The sequence below is a fragment of the Niabella insulisoli genome, assembly GCF_039652435.2.
In the GTDB taxonomy this organism is placed as follows: Bacteria; Bacteroidota; Bacteroidia; order Chitinophagales; family Chitinophagaceae; genus Niabella; species Niabella insulamsoli.
Map to the genome: position 1 here is coordinate 4101622 of NZ_CP190246.1, position 21671 is coordinate 4123292.

Sequence of the window (21671 nt, forward strand, 5' to 3'; positions counted from 1 at the left end):
TATGGCCAGCTTACGCCGACGGAGCACAAACATAAGGCTTAACCGGTATAATCAAAATCGATTAAATCTATATTTCGATAGCTGGAAACTATAATTACGGCCCTAACAAGAGCCATCGACCGTGCCGGTTATAATGCCGCCGAAAAAATCATGAACGCCGTCAGATTGCGGCAAAAAGTTTTAGCGAAAAATCAGTTTGCTACAACAGATTTCTTGTTTATCTGCGCTTGTATATAATCGTAGAAATCCTGGAATGTTACCAACGGAAGGAAATCGCCCGGCTGCACTTTAAAATGAAAGTTACTTTCAAGCGCGACAACAAGATCGATATAATCAAGGCTATCGAGGTCGAGCACTTCTTTAAGGCTGGCATTTGGTGTTATAGATGACGCTTCAGCCTCAAATTCATCAATCAAAAATGAGTTAGTTTTTTCTATTATTTCCTCTATTGTCATAGTTGCCACTTTTTTGCCTCCATCAGGCAGCGCTACCCATAATCTTTTTTATGAGAAGCGTTTTACAATCAGGGTAGAATTGGTTCCCCCAAATCCAAAAGAATTGGACAAAAATACGTTTATATTTTTTTTCGTCGTATTTTTTATAATATTAAGATGTTGGGTATCGGCGTCCGGATTTTCAAAATTGATATTCGGTGCGATAAAATCGTTGTGCATCATCAGCGAGGAATAAACGATTTCGCTGGCGCCTGCCATCCAACATTCATGGCCGGTCATTGATTTCGTGGAACTTACGGGCGTATGCAGCCCATTGAATACTTCATGAATAGCTCGGGCTTCGCTCGCGTCGCCCGCCGGCGTGCTCGTAGCGTGGGCATTAATATAATCGATCGCTTCGGGCTGTAGATCGGCATCCTGCAACGCCATTTTGAGCGATTTGGCAGGACCTGCAACCGTTGGATTACTGATATGCTCCCCATTAGACGAGAACCCATAGCCAATGATCTCACCGATAATAGTCGCGCCCCGCCTTTGTGCGCTTTCCAAACTTTCGATAACAAGCGTAGCCGCCCCTCCGCTGGGAATCAATCCGTCGCGATCCTTGTCGAACGGCCGGCTGGCTTTTTCAGGTTCGGTTTCGTTTACGGAGAATGCACCCAAGGCGTCAAAAGTACCCATCGACAGGTGGTTAATTTCCTGCGCGCCGCCGGCAATGATACAATCCTGGAGCCCCATTTTGATCAATACATAAGCCAGGCCAATAGCGTGGGAGCCACTCGCGCAGGCCGCGCTTACGGTTAGGTTGATCCCTTTCAACTTGAAAATGGTGGCGAGGTTCATCGTTACTGTAGAATTGAGCGTTTGAAAAACCGCAGCCGACCCCACCAGCATCGTATCCTTTTTTTCTCTGATCAAATCGGTGGATTCGATCACCGCCTTGGCCGAACTGTCGTTGCCATATAAAATACCAGGCTGCAGCTGCGCAATTACCGCTTCGTCTATATTCGCGTTTTTTAAAGCTTCTATCGTTGCCATATAAGCATATTCTCCTTCCTCCGGCAACATGATCCGGGAGCGACGATCGAGCAGGCCTTTCAGGGAAGGGCGCTCCACCCATCCGGTTAAAGCCGAACGGTATCCAAATTCTTTGCGAACGGGGTCAAACCTAATACCCGATTTGCCGGCTTTTAAAGACTCCGTTACCTCCTCAAGGTTCTTTCCGATGCAGGAATAAATGCCCATCCCGGTGATCACCACTCTTTTCATCCTAATATTTTTTATGTTTTTATTTTTATTGGTCGTATGCCTGCCTGTCGGCAGACGGCAGGATGTTGCCCAAAAATCATCCTGGCCCGGGCAGCTTTTATTTAGTAATTTTTATAGTCATTCATTCTTTATCTAACTGGCAGCGATAATACCGGCGGCAAACGCACACACCTTTTTATCTTCCACAATTACAAAAGTAATATGATTTATAATTTGAGATTAAAACCCGTAACTGATAATTTACCGCGCCGCTGCCACATTTCTTATAATGAAAGCGTCTTTGCTTACGCAGGAAAGGTATAGATGGCAAAAACCGTCATTTGGCTGCCTCGGTGATGCGGATGGTTCTGTCGCGGCGCCTTATGAATGGTTGCACGCAGTTTAAAGTTTTATAAATTATTAGGATAAAACCCCTTAAAGGCTAAAGTTTTGTAAACCGCTGTGTAAATCGCTTTTTACCATCATCCTGAAGAAAATATTTGTATCATTTTTAAACCTTATTCTATGACATGTTATAAAAAGGACAAGAAGTAAAATTGGAAACGTCTTTTAATCAGATAACATGTCGCAAAATCAACAAAAATTACACAAACATGAAAAAAGTATTTACAGTAGTTGCGCTTTTAACATCTATGGCGCTTTTCGCTCAAACCGGAGAAAAAAACTTCATCGATAAAAATTACATTGAAGTAACAGGTAAATCGGAAATGGAGTTTACCCCTGACAAAATTTATATCCAGGTGTTGCTGAATGAAAAGGACAGCAAAAATAAAAATGCAATTTCCGAACAGGAAAGGCAGATGCTTCAGAAACTTCAGTCGCTGGGCATCGACACTAAAAAAGACGTGATGATAAAAGACCTGGCGAGCAATCTTAAAAACGGATTTTTATCAAAAGATGTGTTATTAAGCAAGCAATATCAGATTATCGTTCACGACGGCAAAACCGCAGGGCAAGTGTTTCTGGCGCTTGAAGAAATAGGCCTTTCCAACGCCAACATTGAGAAACTGGAAAGCTCTAAAATAGAGGAATACCGGCAGGAAGTAAAAATAAAAGCCATTAAAGCGGCAAAAGAAAAAGCACAATTGCTAACCGAAGCGATCGGGCAAAATGCCGGAAAAGCGCTTTTTATCCAGGAGCAAAATGTTTTTGCAAGACCCGTTTATGCCAACACAGTAATGTATGAAGCGAAGGCCAGAGGCGCTGCCGATGCCGCCGACCTGAACTTCGAAAACCTGAAAGTTGAAGCCACCGTGGTATGCAGGTTCGAGATCCTGTAAACGCCTGTTATCTTATACGAAAAAAGCGAGTCCGACAGGGGGCTCGCTTTTTTAATCACTATCATTGACGGTTATTTAGCGGCTTCAAATTTTTCAGCCACTTTATCCCAGTTGATCACATTCCAGATAGCGCTCAAATACGCCGGTCTTTTGTTTTGATAATTCAGGTAATAAGCATGCTCCCACACGTCGATCCCCAAAACGGGTGTTCCTTTTACCTCTGCAATGTCCATCAATGGATTGTCCTGGTTAGGAGTTGAAGTCACTTCCAGCTTGCCGTCTTTTACGATTAACCAAGCCCATCCGCTACCAAATCGAGTGGCGCCGGCCGCATTTACTTTCTCTTTCAAACCGTCGAGCGATCCGAAAGTTTCGTTAATAGCTGTTGCTAACGCACCTGAAGGCTCTTTCGCGCCGCCCGGTGTCAAAATTTCCCAAAAGAAAGTATGATTCCAGTGACCGCCGCCGTTGTTGCGAACAGCCGGAGAAATCGATCCAGCGCTTGCTACCAAATCTTCTAACGATTTGTCGGCATGTTCCGTTCCGTCGATGGCTTTATTTAAATTATCAACATAAGCCTGATGATGTTTATCATGATGGATTTCCATTGTCTGTGCGTCAATATGTGGTTCCAGCGCTTCTTTCGCGTATGGAAGGGCAGGTAAACTAAATGCCATGATTGTAGAGTTTTTTATAATGATTAAATAAATGTTTGCTTGGCAATATAACAAATTTAAAACGAGATAGTTGAATCCATGCCTTGGGGCGCAAATACTATTCCAAAACTTAAAGTGTATTATTTACATTTTAATAACTTATATTTAACATATCCTTAAAACTAAAAATTCTGCATTTTATGAAGAGGAAAATGATCTATGCTTCTCTCCTGCTGCTCCTTTTTTGTCCCCTCGTCCTACTTGCGCAAAACCGAAAAATAAGCGGCACGGTAAAAGATAATGCCGGCAGCCCTATTCCCGGGGCTACCGTCGCTGTAAAAGGCACGGGCAACGCTGTCTCCGCAGACTCCGGCGGAATTTTCGAAATCGAAATAGCGCCGGACAATGTCGTTTTAGAAATTACAGCGGTTGGCTTTGAGCCTGCCGAAGTTTCTGTCGGGACGGAAAATTTTGTTGAGGTTGTGCTGACGCAGGATGCTACCGCCAAAATGGACGAAGTGTTTGTCGTAGCCTATGGCACCGCCAAAAAAAGTACTTATACCGGTGCCGCAGCGGTGGTAGATGCTGAAAAAATCAAAGACATTCCCACCACTTCTTTTGAAAATGCTTTAAATGGCCGCGTGGCAGGCTTGCAGGTTACACAAACTTCGGGGCAGGCCGGTTCTACACCTTCGGTGCGGATTCGCGGGATTGGTTCTATGAACGCTTCACAGGATCCTCTCTATGTTGTCGACGGGGTCCCTATTACATCAGGCTCTGGCGGCCAGTCGGGCGATTACCTCTACACCAGCAATAATATCATGAGCAGCATCAATCCTGATGATATTGAGTCGGTGACCGTTTTGAAGGATGCGGCAGCGGCTTCGCTGTATGGATCGAGAGCTGCTAACGGCGTCATCATTGTCACCACCAAGAAAGGGAAAATAGGCGCCCCCACAGTTAGCTTCAAAACCTCTTATGGCTTTTCGCCCAGTTGGGCTACCGACAATTATGAATCGGCCGATGTGCAGGCCCAGGTGAATATGCTCTACCAGGTTTTTTACGATTATAATATTACAGGAGGCAGAACGGAAGACTTTGCCAACAGCAATTCCCTAAGCCGGCTTAACACCAAGTTTAATAAGCATGGCTATTTTTTTGAAACAAGCGGCAACGGCCGTTATGAAAACGTGATGATCAAAGGGATGACCGACGGAATGGTGAATCGCGAAGGGCAATACTTCAACTGGGATGATGTTCTGTTTAGAACCGGCTATTTCACTACCAACGATCTGTCGGTTAGCGGCGGCACGGACAAAACCAAATATTATTCCTCCATCTCTTATACCAAAGATCAAAGCAGAATTGCCGTAAACGACTTTGAACGGGTAGCGGGCCGCGTAAACGTAAGCCAGAAGATCGGAAAACTGTTCGAGTTATCCACCAATGTCGGCATCAGCAAAGACGACAAATCCGGCTTTAACGACACGCGCAATACCGGCGGCAACTATCTCTACCAGTCGCGCAATCTTTTATGGCCGCTCTACTGGCCTACCGATTATAAAACCGGCCTGCCTTTTACGGCAAGGTTTGGAAGCCTCGCCCAGAACAATGTGTATTATGATAACGAATGGGAAAATAATGCAGGTAAATTGAACGTCTCTGCGGTGGAGGCTTTGACCGTCAACCTGTATGACGGCCTTACCGCCAAAACTATTTTTTCCTATAACAACTCTCAGGTGAAAGAACATATTTATTATAGCGCCAAACATTTCAACGGGCAGGTGACCAACGGCGCTGTGCATGAACTAACAACCAATTACAATAAAATCGTATCCTCCACAACGCTGAATTACAATAAAACATTTGGCCTTCACAGTATTGGCGCGCTTGCCGGGTATGAGGCAGAGAAAAACCTGACCGATTTTATGCGTTCGTCGGGAACTGATCTTCCTTCAAGTGCGCTTCACACCGTTGTAACGGCCGGCCAGACCAATGCCAGCGCCTACAATTGGGGCTACAACATGCAATCTTTTTTATCCAGGGCAGAATATAATTATGACCAGCGGTATTTTCTTTCGGCCTCTTATCGCCGCGATGGAAATTCCCGCTTTGGCCCTTCCAACCGCTGGGCGAACTTTTGGTCGATCGGTGGCGCCTGGAATATTTACAAAGAAGCCTTTCTTAAAGATAACAACCTGATCAGCGACCTTCGGTTGAGGGGGTCTTATGGTATTAACGCCACACTTCCTACTGCTAATTACGGCTGGAGAACGCTTACCGGTTTTACTGATAAATATATGGAGCAGGCCGGAGGCAGCGTGATTTCTATAGCCGATGCTAACTTAACCTGGGAAACGAATTACAACACCAATATCGCACTTGAGTTTGGCTTGTTGCAGCAGCGCATTACCGGTTCGGTAGAATACTTTAACCGCGACTCGCGAGATCTGCTGCAGGACGTACCCATTTCAATGGTGACCGGTTTTGGCTCTACTTTGAGAAATGTGGGCGAAATCAATAATCACGGGATAGAAATCAACCTTGGCGTTGACGTGATCCGAAAGAATGACTTTGTATGGAATATTGGTTTTAATGCAACCGCACTGAAGTCGAGCGTTACAAAACTCTACAAACAGGAAGGCGCGCCGGCTGGCCAGGATATCATCTGGAACGATCCCACCGGCGGTGATGCCCGCGCACAATTCATTTATCGCGAGGGCGAATCCACCCTATCTTTTTATGGATATGAATGGGCGGGCGTTGATCCGTCAAACGGGAAAAATGTGTGGTATGTGAATGACGCGGACGACCCCGGCGCCGGCGATTTCGAATTTAACGGACGGGGCGCCACCTACACTTACAGCGCCGCAAACAGAAAAATTATCGGAGACGGCATTCCTGATGTATATGGCGGCATTACAACAGATCTTGAGTGGAAAGGCCTCGCGCTAAACCTCAACCTTATCTATAAACTCGGGGGAAACCTGTATGACGGCGCTTTTAAAGATGTTGCTGACGACGGTTATTATTGGGAGCGGATCCGCTCGGCGTATTATTACGAAAACATGTGGACAGATAACAACAACGGCGGCACCCTGCCAAAACTAAGCGGCAGCGATCTGACAGATCCCATGCAATACAGCACCCGCCAGTTGCATAACGCGTCATTTCTGCGTTTAAAGAACACAACGCTGTCTTACCGGCTGCCGGGATCATTGCTTCAAAAAGTGCATCTCAGCAGCACCCGCCTGTTTTTTAATGCCACCAATCTGCTTACGTTTTCAAAGTATAAAATAGCCGATCCGGAAGTGAATCAATATGCAACGAGGGGCTGGGAAGTGCCCTTTGCAAAAACCTTCACGTTCGGCCTCGAAGTGAATTTTTGATAAACAGAAAACCATCATTCTGAATGATCGAAAACCCAAAAAATTTAGTGATGAAAAAATATATTATACCGCTTTCTTTATCGATCCTCGCCGTTGTTACTATTTCCTCATGCGGTAAAGGATTTTTAGATGTTAAGCCATCAAATGCAACCGACGCGGGCACCTCGGTTCAAACCGCGGCCGATGCCAAAGTGATGATTAACGGAATTATGCGCAACATGTGTAGTTCGAATTACTATGGCCGCAACATGTTTATGTATGGCGATGCAAAGGGCGGCGACCTGACGCTCTATTCCCAGGGCCGCGGCTCCGATGCCTTATACACATTTAACCACACCGCCAACTCCAATAGCTATGTGGGCTTTTGGTCTACCATTTATAATAATATTCTTCAGACCAACAGCCTTATACAAAGTATTGAGGCCTTGCAGGCCGCCGGCTCTATCGAAAATTTCGACAGTTATAAAGGCCAGGCCCTGACGGCAAGAGCAATGATGTATTTCGACCTCGTTCGCATTTATGGGAAAACCTATACCGATAACAACAGTTCGTATGGTGTGCCCCTGGTGCTTACGCCGCTTAATGCTTCAGCGCAGCCCCTGCGCGCATCGGTAGCCGAAACCTACACGCAGATTCTGAAAGACCTTACCGACGCAGCGCCGTTGCTGCCCAAAACAAAAACCAACGGCTATCTGAACTATTATGCTAACAGAGCGCTTCAGGCGCGTGTGTATCTTACTATGGATCAAAAACCCGAGGCCTTGCTTGCGGCGGAAGATATCATTACCAATGGAGGCTACACCTTATACAGCAATGCCAATTGGGTCAGCTCCTGGTCGACGCAGTTTGGCGCCGAATCTATTTTTGAGTTGGGCATTTTTCCGAACGAGTCAGACTTAGGGGTTTCATCGCTCGGCTTTTATTTAAGAAGAAAAGGGCATGGCAACAGCAGTGCGCTCGGATGGTTTGGCGCAAGCGACTATTTCCTGAACCGCCTGAGCCAGGATCCGACTGATGTGCGCTGGGGCGTTATGGACGATGATGAATTATCCACGCCTGGCAGCCCGCGTCTCGGATCCTGCTACAAATACAGCGGCAGCGTTGATTTGGCTGGAGATGGGAAAGCCACGACGACCGCAGTAAACATCAAAGTTATCCGCCTTTCAGAAATCTATCTCATCGCTGCAGAAGCTGCTTTGCCCACCGATCGCCTAAAAGCAGTGGGATATTTGAACGCTATTCGAAAAAGAGCGCCCGCGCTAGCGCCCGCCACTACCGCCACGATCAATCTGGATATGATCCTGGAAGAAAAAAGTAAAGAGTTATTTGCCGAAGGTGCGCGGTATTTCGACATGATCCGCCTCAACCGCGCTATCACCTTTAACGATGAAATTTTGGGAATAACGGTTCCCACACGCCCTAAAACGATTGACCGAAGTTTTAATAAATCCATTCTACCGATACCGGTGGACGAGATTAATGCCAACCCGCAAATCGGCGATCAGCAAAACGAAGGTTATTAAGCTTAAAGCCACTTCTATTTTTACTGAAGTGGCTTTTATTTTCTTTTCTTCTTAAAAAATTCCTTCATCAGTGCAGCGCACTCGGCGGCCATAATGCCTGTAGTAATCTGAGTTTTGGGATGAAACGGAGACACCGCCGGTTGAACGCGGCTAAAACCATTCTTCTCATCTGCAGCGCCCCAAACCACCCGGCTCAGTTTTGCCCAGTATAAAGCACCGGCGCACATAACGCAGGGCTCAACCGTTACGTATAAAGTGGCGTCGGGCAAATACTTCGACCCTACTCGATTAAAAGCGGCGGTAATAGCAATAATCTCTGCATGCGCTGTCGTATCCGTTAGCTTCTCTGTCATATTATATCCTCTCGCCAGCACTTTATTGTTTTGCACCACAATGGCGCCGATGGGAATTTCATCCGCTTCAAAAGCATTAGCCGCCTCTTTCAAAGCCAGCTGCATAAAATATTCGTCGGTGTACATTTTCTATATTTTGCTCCCACCAACGATGGCGCGCCAATCCGCCGCCTGTGTTTAGTGGTCGTTAAAATCTGTTTATCTTCATCACAAAGTTAGTCGTAAAGTTTTTGCAACCCGTGACGCAATGTAGTTTGCCGTCCGTTTTATCAGTATAAACGTTTCTTTTTATGAGTCAGCATCCGCCATTAGCCGCAATGCGCCAATATTTCCAGGAGGGCGCCACAAGAAATATTAATTTTAGAAAAGAGCAGCTTAAAAAGTTAAAGAACGCTATTCTTCAGCAGGAAGATGCCCTGAACGAAGCGCTGCACAAGGATTTGAAGAAAAGCAAAGAAGAAATTTGGATCACAGAAACAGGGACGGTTTTGTCGGAAATCAATTTTTTCCTGAAACAACTCGACCGCCTGGCAGCGCCACAAAAAGTGGCGACCAACCTGATCAATCTTCCCGGTAAAAGTTATATTGTAAATGAACCGCGGGGCGTGGTGTTGGTCATTGCTCCCTGGAATTATCCTTTTCAGCTTTCGTTTGTCCCGCTCGTGGGAGCTATCGCCGCCGGCAATTGTGTGGTATTAAAACCCAGCGAAGCGTCATCAGCTACGGAACATATTATCCAGGAAATTATTGCCCGCACATTTGACCCCAACTATGTCCGCTGCGTCTGCGGCGACGGAGCGGAAGTGATATCCAAACTAACAAGAGATTTTCGGTTCGACCATATATTTTATACCGGGAGCACGGCAGTGGGAAAAATAATTTATCAGACGGCCGCCGCGCAGCTTATTCCTGTTACGCTCGAGTTGGGCGGCAAAAGCCCTTGTGTGGTTACAGCCCGTGCCAACCTGCGATTAGCCGCTAAAAGAATTGCACTTGCAAAATTCTCAAATGCGGGCCAGATGTGCATTACACCCGATTACCTGCTCGTACACGCTTCAGTTAAAGATGCATTTTTAACGCAGTTAAAAGAAGTGATTGTCGATTTTTTCGGAGCTGATCCAAAATCCAGTTATGACTACGGGCGCATTATAAACGACAAGCAGTTTGAAAGGTTAGAAGGATATTTACAGACAAGCCAGGTGGTTTTTGGCGGCGCCACCGACAGAGACACACTTTATATTGCGCCCACCATCCTCGAGGCGCCGGATATCAACGCGCCCATCATGAAAGAAGAAATATTTGGCCCACTGTTGCCGGTTTTCACTTACCAAAGCGACGAAGAAGCGCTGAGGTTAATCAACCATAACCCGAACCCGCTGGCATTCTACATTTTCAGCGATGACAAAAAAGAAGCGGAAACCTGGTTGGGAAGCGTGCCAAGCGGCGGCGCCTGCACCAACGCTGTTGCCGTGCATTATCTTAACAGAAACCTGCCATTCGGCGGCATCGGAAATAGCGGCATCGGGCGTTATCACGGGAAATTTTCTATGGAGACTTTTAGCCATCAGCGCGCAATTTTGAAAGCAGCGACCTGGCCCGATTTGAAAATGGCCTATCCATCTTTCAAAGGCAAGTTGTCCATCCTTAAAAAACTAATCAGGTAGATTACCATTTTTAAAACCGGAAAGCAGCTAAAACGCCTGTGCGAATACCTGCCCAGGACCCGCCTAGATCCATGCGGCCGCCGTTGGCATTTACTGTAATTGTTTCTTTCACAAAGGGAAGGTCGATATCTTCAAGATAGGAGCGAAGCTCCTGCTGCGCTTCAGCGGGTATGGTTTGGCCTGAAACGCCAATCACATGGCCTGAAGCTCCGCCGATCGAAGGGCCGGCGATCCAAAGATCAATGCTGAAATGTTTACCTACATGCCATTGCGCGCCGATCAGCAGACCCGCGGTATGCGAAGTGAGATCGCCGGAAAGGGTAAGATCATAATTTTGCCCGGCATCCACTTCATAACTCAGCATGGTTTCGTGCAGTTTATATGTCGCGAAACGGTAATAAGGCCCCACGTAAAATCCATGGCCAAACCCTTTTTTACCTAAATAAACGCGCATTTCCGGCGTTAAAGCCACGTTGCTAACCTTTGCCTGATCAATAATATCATTGAGAAAGGGATTATCATCAACAATTACCTCGCGTTTAATAGTGGTTTTGAGCGGCATGTTGGTTGCCGGCATGAGCCTTCCGGAAAGCGCAACAGAGATGCGCTTGTTGATAATCCTTTCATATTGCAAAGCATAATTCTTTAAAATCGGTGCGGTAACATTGAATTTTACCAGGTTGAGCGCCCTTGGTTTATCGGATGGCGCGCCGGCCGGTTGTTGCGCACGGGCCGCTGCGGAGAAGAGCAACAGAAAAAATATTAGGTGAAGAGGCTTCATGTTATTTTTGCTGCTAAGTTATCAAATCAGCGCCGGCGCTCTATATTATTTCCATCTTTTTCATCAGGTAGCTGGCGCTAAGCGAGTTGCAAACGCCTCCTTTCAGTTTATAGTCAAACAGGAGTTCATCATTAACAATCGTGGATTCGAAGGAACGGTTGCCGATAAAACGGGGGTATTCCTCAATAAGCTGTGCCACCACGATATCGTGCGTCGCAATGATACCAAACGTATCGAATGTTTTCATTTTACGGATCAGCCCGATTGTGCCATTGCGCTTGTCATTGCTATTGGTCCCTCTCAAAATCTCGTCGAGGATGATGAAGGAATGCTTTCCGCTTTTCAGGCTTTCGATAATCGCCTGAAGCCTTTTTAATTCGGCATAAAACAAGGACTCATCATCCTGCAAAGAGTCGGTGATGCGCATACTGACAAAAATATCGAAGGGGTAAAACCCGAAAGTTGTCGCACAAACAACCGAGCCCGCTTTCGCCAAAATGAGATTAGTGCCCAGCGTTCGTAAAAAGGTACTTTTGCCGCTCATGTTGGAACCCGTCAGTATCACAAACTTTTGTTGATTGAAAGAAACATCGTTCGTTACCCTTTTATCGGGACGAACCAGGATGTGGCCCAATCCTTCGACCTGAAAGAAAGGCTGGGCAGCCATTTCGGGCATGCAAAAAGAGCTATTGTTATAAGACAGGTTTGCAAAACTACCCAAAGCTTCAACGCGGCCGATCAATTGCAGCCATTCCTTAATTTTAGGAGCATGTTGCTGTTTCCAGCGGCCCAGCCGAAATAAGATATGAACATGAAAAAGAAAAAAGCCATTTAAAAAAAGGCTCACCGCGAGGTTGATTACCGATTCTAAATAATTAAACAATCCGGCGAGTTGGCCAATTAAAAATGAAGCGGGCTTTTCTTTTGCTGCCAGTTGTTGCTGCAATTGTTTCAATAACGGAGACGTAAAATCTTCCTCTTCTATCAATCGTAATTGTTTGCTATAGTTTTGCAGGATTTTGCTAACCGATGTTGAAACAGACAATTGCGCGCTGATTTTTTTCCCAAATGCGCCCGCAATGATGAGGTTGAGTACAAATAATTTATAAACTAAATTCAGTGCTTCATTTTGCTCCGTGACAATAAAGAACACCAGCGCTCCCAGCGTTGACAACGGAAAAATCATCAACACATAGTATAGCCATTTTTTGATAAGCACAGTGTCGCTGTCGATCCACAAGAAAAGCTTTTCCAAATCTCTTTTTTTCGATTGATGAAGGCTTCCGTGCGCGTAAAGGCGCTGCCGGAAGTCAATTTTGCCAGACAATTCGCGGATGGCTTCCTGTCTTTGCCTGATCGATGAAACGTCAGGCCGAAGCAGGTCGTCGGCCAGTTGTCGTCTGCCAAAAGAAGTGCTGCACCGATTGATATAAGCAAACAAACCTCCTTCGCTAAAAAGGTCAAGGTCGTAAGAATAAGGGTGTTGTCGGTCTTCATACGACTTGCCGGCGTCATAATCCGACTGATTTGTTTCGAGAAAAATAGCTTCTTTTTTGTTCCATTCGCTCAAAGCTTCATAAAAACGCCGCTGCTGCTGCTGGCGTCCATAGCGGTTGACCAGCACTAAAAAGGCCACAAAGCACAACACGGCAGCGACGATCACGAGCGCTGCGCTGGTTTGGGTGGCCATGTAAATCAAAAGAACGACAAGCAGAAAAGATATAAAGCGCGCAAAACTCAACCATACCAGTCTTTTCTTCAGCGCTTCTGTTTTCAGGCTGAATACTTTATACCTGCTTTTATAAATATCTATTACCACAGCTTAAAATTTCGTCGGAAATATAAATGAATATAGCGAAGAATGTTTGTATTTTTGATGCTTTGCTGCCGCCGTGGCGCAAGCACCGGCAGCAGCAAAAGTTATCATTTTTATTTGCTGAAGTAGGGCGTTCTTTTTTCGTAAAATCCGGTGACAGGTTAAGCAACAGCGGCCTTTGTTAAGGTTTGGGTTAGAGACCACGGTAAAAAACAACGTGATATTACTGGCGGTTTAAATCTTTAATTTCAAATGGCTGTATTGATTTTTTTTCTGGCACACTGGTTCTTATCGCTTTTTTGCCAAACCTTTTTTCTGCATCGATACGCTTCCCACAAAATGTTTACCATGAGCAAATTTTGGGAGCGCTTTTTCTATGGCTTTACCATTATTGTGCAGGGTTCTTCTTTTCTAAATCCGAGAGCTTACGCGATCATGCATCGTATGCACCATGCCTACAGCGATACCGAGAAAGACCCGCATTCGCCTCATTTTTTTAGAGATGTTTGGCAGATGACCATGCGCACCAAGGATATCTATCTTAATTATGCCAAATATAAAGTTGAGCCCGAAAAAGCGTTCCAGGGCAATTACCCTGAGTGGCCGTTGATGGATAAGATCAGCAATATGTGGAGCGTGCGCATATTATTTGGCGCAGGCTATTTTTTATTTTACTGGTTTTTCGCCACCAGCTGGTGGATGTTTTTGCTGCTACCGGTTCATTTTTTTATGGGCCCTGTTCATGGCGCCATCGTAAACTGGTGCGGCCACAAATATGGTTACGTCAACTACAATAACCATGATCATAGTAAGAACTCGCTTCCTTTAGACTTTCTGCTGATGGGCGAACTGATGCAAAACAATCACCACAAAAGCCCCAATAGCATCAATTTTGCTAAAAAATGGTTTGAGTTTGACCCCACCTATCCGGTTATCCTCGTTTTGAACAAACTGCGTGTAATCAGGTTAAGGCGTCCCTAACTGCTAAGAAAATACGGGCCGGGCATTAACCACATTTCTCGTGGTAATTGATTAATTCAATAGGCGCCGCTTCAATCTCGTAATTCGAATAACGAACGATGATCTCATCGAGAATAGCTTCGATGGCTTCGGGATCATTGATGGTAACGAGCTTGCTGCGATACTCTTTAATATTTGGCAATCCTTTGAGATAATTGGCGTAATGCCGGCGCATTTCGTTGATGCCAATCACGGGGCCTTTCCAATCGAGGCTTTTACGCAAATGTTTGCGCACCACATTCACGCGTTCTTCAACTGTCGGCGGTGCAAGTAAAGTCCCTGTTGCTACAAAATGTTTGATTTCTCTGAATATCCACGGATATCCGATGGCTGCACGGCCGATCATAATGCCATCAACGCCGTAGCGGTTTTGATATTCAAGAGCTTTTTGCGGGCTGTCGATATCGCCATTGCCAAAAATCGGTATTTTGATGCGGGGATTGTTTTTTACTTTACCGATCAGCGTCCAGTCGGCCTCTCCTTTATACATTTGACAACGTGTACGCCCGTGAATGGCCAGCGCCTGAATACCAACATCCTGCAAACGCTCAGCAACTTCTTCGATATTTAACATGCTATCATCCCAGCCCAACCTGGTTTTCACTGTCACAGGCAATGACGTGCTCTTTACAACAGCGTCGGTCAGGCGCACCATCAGATCAATATCTTTCAATACGCCGGCGCCGGCGCCTTTTAAAGCTACTTTTTTTACAGGGCAGCCGAAATTGATATCAAGCAAATCGGGTTGGGTTACATCCACGATTTTCGCCGCAAGCGACAGGCTTTCTTCGTCGCCGCCAAAAATTTGGATACCGATGGGGCGTTCATAATCAAAAATGTCGAGCTTGCGCCGACTTTTGATGGCGTCGCGGATAAGGCCCTCGCTGCTGATAAATTCGGTGTACATCAGATCGGCGCCATTGTCTTTGCAAACTGCCCGGAACGGCGGATCGCTTACATCCTCCATAGGAGCCAGCAGCAGGGGAAAATCGGGTAAAGATATTTTATTGCCTATATTGACCATTAAAAAGATTTTTTTTAATTAACTATATTTTATATTTGTCCCAACCAAAGAGAAAGACTGCAGCTAATCTTTGCTAACTATTTTAAAAATTAAAATTTATGAAAAAGAAAAACATTTTGGCCTGCGCCGCAATAGCGTTGCTGGCATGTTCCTGTCAAAAAAACATCACCCCCCCCCGCAGCAGAACTTCGGGTAGATCCTGCAAAAGTATTAAGAGTTCCCCAAACTGACGAAGAAAAACTACTAGTGAGCAACATTCAAAAAGTAACTAATGTGTTGCGCGAAGTTTATGAAGAACCTCAGACGGCATTGTTGATGCGGGAAGTTTTGCGCTCTCGCACTGTTGGCGATAAAGCTGTTTATCTTAGAGATCTTATTGATGCCGACAGAAGCTCTTTAAAAGAAAACAAACTGCTGATGGCCGCTTTAAAAGACAAAGGTGTGAGCCTGAGTACTTTTGCCTCAAATTTTTCTCAAAAAGTAAGTAAGACAAATGATGTTCAACTACAGGCTTTTGTGAATAATTTAAAAGCGGCAACCTCGGTAAAAACTGTTCAAAGATCTGTCAACCCAACCACCTACTCTTATTATGAGAATCAGGCCAACGGAGGTTTACATGAACTTACGATTTATGAACCTTATCCCTTTGAGGAATCTACCGATGAAGTGTATGGAAGCCTGTTGCCCACATTAGTAGCGGCTACTGCGGATGCTGACGAAGGGATTGGCTACCGACCTGTTTATAACTCGAATAACCAATTGTTACGTTACGATGAGGTACTGGTAAATGATGATTATGCGGAGCAAAACCCAACACTGATTATTGGGGTTAATGGTATTGAGCCGGATATCGTGGACAATGCTGGGATACCCGTTTCTTACGATCCAGGTACTCCGATCGTAGTACCAAATCTTCCAAGAAGGGTTTTAAAGGTAGATATTGGCGAAGTCACTTGTACTAAACAGTACGATGCACTCATTAGCTTTACAGGTAACGGCGGAGGCTCAGAAATACGATTTACTAGGGCTGATGCTTATTTAAAAGTACAGGATGGTCAGGTTCTCGCAGACAATTTTTTAACTCCCGGGCCGTCTTCAATAAGTCGAAAGGATATCAGAAAAAAACGCGCGGTGACCTTCTCCGCCGAGTGGGATGGGGACTGGGAAGTTGATAACCTACAACAGTTTATGGCTGTATATGAGGAAGACAATGCCAACACTGCCGAAATTGGTGGCAAACTTACAACCACGATGAAAATAAGTGACAGTGTTGGCATAGGAACTGAAGGTAATTTTAAAATCACGTACAAGTCTAAGGATGAAATCATTTATCAGGGCAAACTTAACCGGGATGTCTTTGAAGCATTAAATGTGACAGATTTGGGCTGTGGAAGAAAGGGTGGCTGGGCTATTCGAAACTGTTCTTCTCCGGTAAGGTTTACAATGTGGCATCAAGTTTATATAGGTAACTAAGTGTTAAACAAAAGTAGCTTCTGATTTGACTTCAGAAGCTACTTCCCATCAAAAATTATATGCGAATCATAACAATAACACTCCTTGTAACCATCTGTTCGCTCTTTTGCATACCACTAAAAGGTCAAAGCGTCAAGCTTTCTGCTTCGGGGCTTTATATTAGCTTCGGTACAGGAGATTTTTTGGGCTATGGTATTGGAGTTGGCGTAAGTAAAAACCTCATTAAAAAACCAAGATTGGGCTTAGGGCAACTCTTAGTTGGCGGCGAGCTTTTTTTCGAACAAGGGAAAAAAGAACCCACCATTTATGATACCTCACCAGCAGATATTTTGTATAACGAGCCCACATTTTATCATGTTTCCGGCAGCAGCATGTGGGCTAAAGCCGAGTATCATCCACTTCACAAAGTATTGCCCGGGCTTTATTTAAGCGTTGGCCCCACAATCGGGTATTGGAATCGAACAAAAGAAGAGTATGCGGGAACTCGTATAAATAACTCGAATCGGATTGTGCGTATCTCAATACTCGAATTCGACAACGGTGCTATTGTAGGGTATAGACTTTCAGGTGGTATCAATTTCAATATCTCGACAAAAACCTATGTTGGAGCCAGAATGGACTTTTCGAATAATACAAAAGGAGAAATCAATTCTTTGTTGGGGTTAAAGCTGGGTTTTAATATCAACTAAAAAATACTTCTTCAGCCTTAAAGAGCTGCCTGCGGGCCGCTCTTTTCTCTTTCTTTTTAAACCCGCGCATTTAACCATATTTTTGCATTTCAATTTTTAATATAGATTATGACAAGGTTAAGCGAGAAGGGCGTTTCTTATTTGGCGGGTTTTTTTATGCTGATTGCTTTTGGTGTGGCAGGCAATATCCTGGGCGGCTTAATCGGTATTGCCGCCGTTGCAGCCATGAGCGGCGAAAGCCCAATTTTCGTTGCCGAAAACTTACAAAAATTAATTGGCGACGCTGATTATTTAAGAGAAATGCAGGTGTTGCAAACCCTCTCTGCGCTTTTTGGATTTTTAGTGCCGACCTTGTTTGTGGCTTCCAGGCTGAGCCGCCATCCCCTACAATTAACCGGCTTGAAAGGCCGCCTTCCCGGCCGCCTGGTCTTACTTACGGTTTTTATAATAGCCGCCGGCCTTGCTTTGAGCGGCGCGCTGGGATATTTTACCTATAAGCTGCCTTTCCCCATCGATTGGCGCATTTTGTTTGATCAACTCGAAGACACTTATGCCGAAGCTGCAACCGGCATCATCAATTTGGATTCGATACCCGAACTGCTCATCTCGATCGGCGTGCTGGCGGTGGTGCCCGCTGTCTGCGAAGAAACTTTTTTCAGAGGGGGGCTTCAAAACTATCTGTATCGCGGCACCGGAAAATTCTGGCTCAGCATTATTATCGTCAGCGTGATTTTCAGCGCCGTTCACTTTTCTGTTTACGGATTTCTTTCGAGGGTGGCGCTCGGTATTGTTTTAGGGCTTCTCTATCAATATAGCGGAAAGCTCTGGCTGAGCATCCTGGCCCATTTTATTAATAACGCTGCGGCTGTGATTGTGATGTACGTGTCCCGCGCCGATGGGAAATCGATGGAGGAAATACTGAGCGACAAAGAAGGAAGTTATTTAGGGTTTATTGCCCTTCCTATCGTCATTTTTTTATTCATGCAATATCGAAAAAACACACAGGCTTCCCCTGCTTTAACTGATGGCATTTAACTGGTCAACCTTTTGGACGCGCGCTTTCACGGCGCTGATCTTTGTGGCTATCATGATGTTTGGCTTGCTTCACAGCAGCTGGAGCCTTTTCGTGTTGCTATCTGTGATTTATTTTGGCTGCTGGCGCGAGTATGCGCAACTTACTGAAAAGATAACGGCTGCTTCTCTGCATCGTTATGGCTGGTTGGGGGCAGCTTTGATCGGTTACCATTTTTTTCTGTTGCTCTCCGGCGACTTGCAGCTTGCGGGCTATGGCGTTCAGGAAAACTTTAGCCTTCCTTTTTTAATTGCGGGGCTGGTTTTGTTTATTTGGGGTTTGTTTAAAACCCCGGTGGTTTCAAAACCTTTGCTGTTCAGGCTTTTGGCCGGATGGCTTTATATAGCGGTTCCGCTGGGCTTACTCGATAGTTTGCTGATTCCCACTTATGATGTTCATGTTCACGACACCATGTTCGTGATCGGGGGCCAATCCGTAGTGCTTTTTATTTTTGGCAGCATCTGGATCAACGACACGATGGCTTATCTGTGCGGATCCCTTTACGGAAAAACACCGCTAACGAAAATATCTCCTAAAAAAACCTGGGAAGGTACTCTTAGTGGTATTATTCTCAGCGCAGCGCTCACCTGGCTGCTTTATACTGTCATTTTTCTTAAATCGGTAGAAGGTAAATTGGCGGTCGTCGGCGTCATCATCAGCTTCATAACTGCTGTGGCCGGCACTTTCGGCGATTTGTTCGAATCCAAACTAAAACGAATGGCTGGTGTAAAAGACAGCGGCCGCATCATGCCGGGCCATGGCGGATTTCTCGACCGGTTTGATTCCATTTTGTTTGCCGCGCCTGCTATCTGGCTTTTTGTGCGGATTTTTTATGGCTAATTATCTCAGGGGTTCGTAAATTAGTGCCGCTAACGCGCTATGAGATCAACCCTATTATATCAAATTGCTTTAACGCTTATCCCGGGAATCGGATGTGTTCAGGCCCGTCATCTTTTAGAACATTTTGAGCCTGAAGAAATCTTTAAAACTTCATCAAAACACCTCGAAAAAGTAGAAGGCATTGGCTCGATCAGAGCGTCGGGCATCAGGACTTTTGCAGATTTCGAAGCGGCTGAGCAGGAAATTGACTTTTTAGAAAAATACAACATCAAGCCGCTTTTTATTGCAGATGACGACTATCCGAAGCGGTTACTCCATTGCTACGATGCTCCGCTGATGCTGTATTATCGCGGCAGCGCCTGCTTAAATCATTCCCGGATTATATCCATAGTTGGCAGCCGCGCCCATACCGATTACGGGCGGGCGATAACAGAGCTTTTTGTAGAACAGATAGCGCAGGAAGATGTTTTAATTGTCAGCGGACTGGCCTACGGAATTGATGCAGTGGCGCATGCGGCCTGTTTAAAAAATCAGGTGCAGACGGTCGGCGTATTAGCCCATGGATTGGACAAGATTTATCCGCCGCATCACACAAAAATGGCCAAAGAAATGATACGGCAGGGCGGATTGCTCACAGAATTCAGGCGGGCCACCACTCCCGACCGGCATCATTTTCCGAGCAGGAACCGCATCGTTGCCGGCATGAGCGACGCTACGATCGTGATTGAAACCGATATTAAAGGAGGAAGCATGATTACGGCGGAGTTAGCAAATGGCTACAACCGCGATGTGTTCGCCGTGCCCGGGAAAACGACCGATAAGAAAAGCGCCGGATGCAATTATCTGATAAAAAACAATAAAGCGATTTTACTTACCGATGCCGACCAGCTTTTAGAAACCCTTGGTTGGAAAAGCCAGCTCAAAAAGAAGCGGCCGTTGACGAAAGAACTTTTTCTGCATCTTTCCCCCGAAGAAAAAATAATTGTTGCCCTTCTTCAGGAAAACAATTCCCTGACCATCGATGAAATTAACCTCAAAAGCGGCTTAAGCAGCAGTGCCGTTGCTGCCGGCATTATTAATTTGGAAATGCAGCACGTGTTGCGCGGCCTGCCCGGAAAAGTGTACCAGATCGCATAAAAAAAGCTGTTCGTGATGAACAGCCTTTAATGATATAGGTTTAATAGTTAAGTTTCTGCTTAAATAGCTTCTGTGCGGATATTTTCAGCTTTCATATTGGCGTAATCTTCGATTTCGTCTGCTGAATGCTCAAATTTTCCGGCGATGTTATCGATAAAATCAGCGAACTGATTTTTAAGGTCATTTCCTTTGTCGGTGATTTTTCTGCGGGTGTGTGTACCCTTTTCAGGCGCATATAAAACACCTACTAACAATCCTAACGCAAATCCTGTAAGTAGTTTATTCATAAATAATTATTTATTCAATTTAATAATGATCAAATATAAATACACAAATTTGCTGCCAAAATAATTTAAATAATAAAATTTCCTTAAAAAAGCAGCCTAATCCCGGTAGGCACGCCCGGTTAGTTCGAGAAACAGCCCTTCGAGGCCTTCTTTTTGATGCTGATGAAGCAGGTTGGACAGGGAATCTTTGGCGATAATCGAGCCCTGATCAAACAGCGCAACGCTATTGCAAAGGTCTTCGGCCTCGGCCAGCTGGTGCGACGTGTATACCAGCGTCGTTCCTTCTTCGTTGATTTGTTTTAAAAAAGAGATGATAGCGTTGCGCGATTGCACGTCGACCCCCACTGTCGGCTCGTCCAAAAAAAGGACTTGGGGTCGATGCATAACGCCAATGGCCAGGTTTACCCTTCTTTTCATCCCGCCTGAAAAGGTTTTTACAGGCTTGTCCGCCACCTGGGCAAGCCCCATGGTTTGCAGTAGCTCGGCGGTTCTTATTTTAGTGGAACGTTGATCTAAACCATACCAGGCGCCAAAGAAATCCATATTTTCTTCCGGGCTTAAATCTTCATAAAAAGAAAAATCCTGCGGCACCAGCCCTATAAGCTTGTTTACTGCATTTTGGTTCATCTCCACTTCCGTTCCCAAAATTTTAATGCTGCCTTTTTTATAAGGCAGCAGGCCCGCCAAAAGACTCATCAGGGTGGTTTTCCCGGCGCCGTTGGGCCCGAAAATTCCAAACCTTTCGCCAGCCTCTATCGATAGGTCGAGGTTGTCGATTAATGAAGCCTGATGCTTGTATTTAAAGGATAATTGTTCTACGTTGATTGCCTGCATCACCTGCGAAATTATTGGATTTATTCCGGTTATAACTATTTATCGACGGAACTTCGTCTGCCCGCGTATTGAGGGCGAAGCGCGATTATTAATATTAAAAATAATAAAT

General features: G+C 45.3%; 19 protein-coding genes. 10 read left to right on the forward strand and 9 right to left on the reverse strand.

Annotated features, from left to right (window positions below; genetic code table 11):
* Nucleotides 1-191: 191 nt before the first annotated feature.
* Complete coding sequence (locus ABDK00_RS17430; RefSeq protein ID WP_346236050.1) at nt 192-455, reverse strand: phosphopantetheine-binding protein; 264 nt, start codon at nt 453-455, stop codon at nt 192-194.
* A gap of 48 nt (nt 456-503) precedes the next feature.
* Nucleotides 504-1724 (reverse strand): beta-ketoacyl-[acyl-carrier-protein] synthase family protein, encoded by a 1221-nt coding sequence (locus ABDK00_RS17435; RefSeq protein WP_346236049.1) that lies wholly within the window; start codon nt 1722-1724, stop codon nt 504-506.
* A gap of 593 nt (nt 1725-2317) precedes the next feature.
* Between ABDK00_RS17435 and ABDK00_RS17440 the strand changes: the two genes are divergently transcribed.
* Entirely contained in the window at nt 2318-3004 is a 687-nt protein-coding gene (locus ABDK00_RS17440) for an SIMPL domain-containing protein (protein WP_346236048.1), read from the forward strand.
* Between the two features lie 71 nt (nt 3005-3075).
* Here the strand turns inward: ABDK00_RS17440 and ABDK00_RS17445 are convergent, their stop codons facing one another.
* A complete protein-coding gene (locus ABDK00_RS17445) occupies nt 3076-3681 on the reverse strand; it encodes a superoxide dismutase (protein WP_346236047.1) in 606 nt (201 codons plus the stop codon).
* A gap of 179 nt (nt 3682-3860) precedes the next feature.
* Between ABDK00_RS17445 and ABDK00_RS17450 the strand changes: the two genes are divergently transcribed.
* Nucleotides 3861-7049: a TonB-dependent receptor gene (locus tag ABDK00_RS17450; RefSeq protein ID WP_346236046.1), complete on the forward strand. Its 3189-nt coding sequence runs from the start codon at nt 3861-3863 to the stop codon at nt 7047-7049.
* Nucleotides 7050-7099: 50 nt separating this feature from the next.
* Nucleotides 7100-8572, forward strand: a complete 1473-nt coding sequence (locus ABDK00_RS17455; protein ID WP_346236045.1) for a RagB/SusD family nutrient uptake outer membrane protein — start codon at nt 7100-7102, stop codon at nt 8570-8572.
* A gap of 35 nt (nt 8573-8607) precedes the next feature.
* On the opposite strand, the gene ABDK00_RS17460 is transcribed toward ABDK00_RS17455, so the two are convergent.
* Nucleotides 8608-9051 (reverse strand): nucleoside deaminase, encoded by a 444-nt coding sequence (locus ABDK00_RS17460; protein WP_346236044.1) that lies wholly within the window; start codon nt 9049-9051, stop codon nt 8608-8610.
* Nucleotides 9052-9215: 164 nt separating this feature from the next.
* Here ABDK00_RS17460 and ABDK00_RS17465 point away from each other — a divergent pair, with 164 nt between their 5' ends.
* Nucleotides 9216-10589, forward strand: coding sequence for an aldehyde dehydrogenase (locus ABDK00_RS17465; RefSeq protein ID WP_346236043.1), 1374 nt, complete (start codon nt 9216-9218; stop codon nt 10587-10589).
* A gap of 10 nt (nt 10590-10599) precedes the next feature.
* On the opposite strand, the gene ABDK00_RS17470 is transcribed toward ABDK00_RS17465, so the two are convergent.
* Nucleotides 10600-11370, reverse strand: a complete 771-nt coding sequence (locus ABDK00_RS17470) for a DUF3575 domain-containing protein (protein ID WP_346236042.1) — start codon at nt 11368-11370, stop codon at nt 10600-10602.
* A gap of 40 nt (nt 11371-11410) precedes the next feature.
* Nucleotides 11411-13189 (reverse strand): MutS-related protein, encoded by a 1779-nt coding sequence (locus tag ABDK00_RS17475; RefSeq protein WP_346236041.1) that lies wholly within the window; start codon nt 13187-13189, stop codon nt 11411-11413.
* A 249-nt stretch (nt 13190-13438) separates the two neighbouring features.
* Between ABDK00_RS17475 and ABDK00_RS17480 the strand changes: the two genes are divergently transcribed.
* Nucleotides 13439-14167 carry an acyl-CoA desaturase gene (locus tag ABDK00_RS17480; protein WP_346236040.1) on the forward strand — a complete coding sequence of 243 codons (729 nt, stop codon included), beginning with the start codon at nt 13439-13441 and terminating at the stop codon, nt 14165-14167.
* Nucleotides 14168-14192: 25 nt separating this feature from the next.
* Here the strand turns inward: ABDK00_RS17480 and dusB are convergent, their stop codons facing one another.
* Nucleotides 14193-15230 carry a tRNA dihydrouridine synthase DusB gene (gene dusB / locus ABDK00_RS17485; RefSeq protein ID WP_346236039.1) on the reverse strand — a complete coding sequence of 346 codons (1038 nt, stop codon included), beginning with the start codon at nt 15228-15230 and terminating at the stop codon, nt 14193-14195.
* A 246-nt stretch (nt 15231-15476) separates the two neighbouring features.
* Here dusB and ABDK00_RS17490 point away from each other — a divergent pair, with 246 nt between their 5' ends.
* The 5 genes from ABDK00_RS17490 to dprA all read left to right on the forward strand — a co-directional run bounded on the left by ABDK00_RS17490 (nt 15477) and on the right by dprA (nt 20441).
* On the forward strand, nt 15477-16703 hold the full coding sequence (locus ABDK00_RS17490; protein WP_346236038.1) for a hypothetical protein: 1227 nt from the start codon (nt 15477-15479) through the stop codon (nt 16701-16703).
* A 59-nt stretch (nt 16704-16762) separates the two neighbouring features.
* On the forward strand, nt 16763-17392 hold the full coding sequence (locus ABDK00_RS17495; protein WP_346236037.1) for a hypothetical protein: 630 nt from the start codon (nt 16763-16765) through the stop codon (nt 17390-17392).
* A gap of 108 nt (nt 17393-17500) precedes the next feature.
* Entirely contained in the window at nt 17501-18427 is a 927-nt protein-coding gene (locus ABDK00_RS17500; RefSeq protein WP_346236036.1) for a type II CAAX endopeptidase family protein, read from the forward strand.
* Nucleotides 18417-19304, forward strand: coding sequence for a phosphatidate cytidylyltransferase (locus ABDK00_RS17505; protein WP_346236035.1), 888 nt, complete (start codon nt 18417-18419; stop codon nt 19302-19304). Before ABDK00_RS17500 ends, ABDK00_RS17505 begins: the two co-directional genes overlap by 11 nt.
* A 39-nt stretch (nt 19305-19343) precedes the next feature.
* Entirely contained in the window at nt 19344-20441 is a 1098-nt protein-coding gene (gene dprA, locus ABDK00_RS17510) for a DNA-processing protein DprA (protein ID WP_346236034.1), read from the forward strand.
* A 59-nt stretch (nt 20442-20500) separates the two neighbouring features.
* On the opposite strand, the gene ABDK00_RS17515 is transcribed toward dprA, so the two are convergent.
* Both ABDK00_RS17515 and ABDK00_RS17520 read right to left on the reverse strand, forming a co-directional pair.
* Entirely contained in the window at nt 20501-20728 is a 228-nt protein-coding gene (locus ABDK00_RS17515) for a YtxH domain-containing protein (protein ID WP_346236033.1), read from the reverse strand.
* Nucleotides 20729-20824: 96 nt separating this feature from the next.
* On the reverse strand, nt 20825-21562 hold the full coding sequence (locus tag ABDK00_RS17520; RefSeq protein WP_346237365.1) for an ABC transporter ATP-binding protein: 738 nt from the start codon (nt 21560-21562) through the stop codon (nt 20825-20827).
* Nucleotides 21563-21671 lie beyond the last annotated feature (109 nt).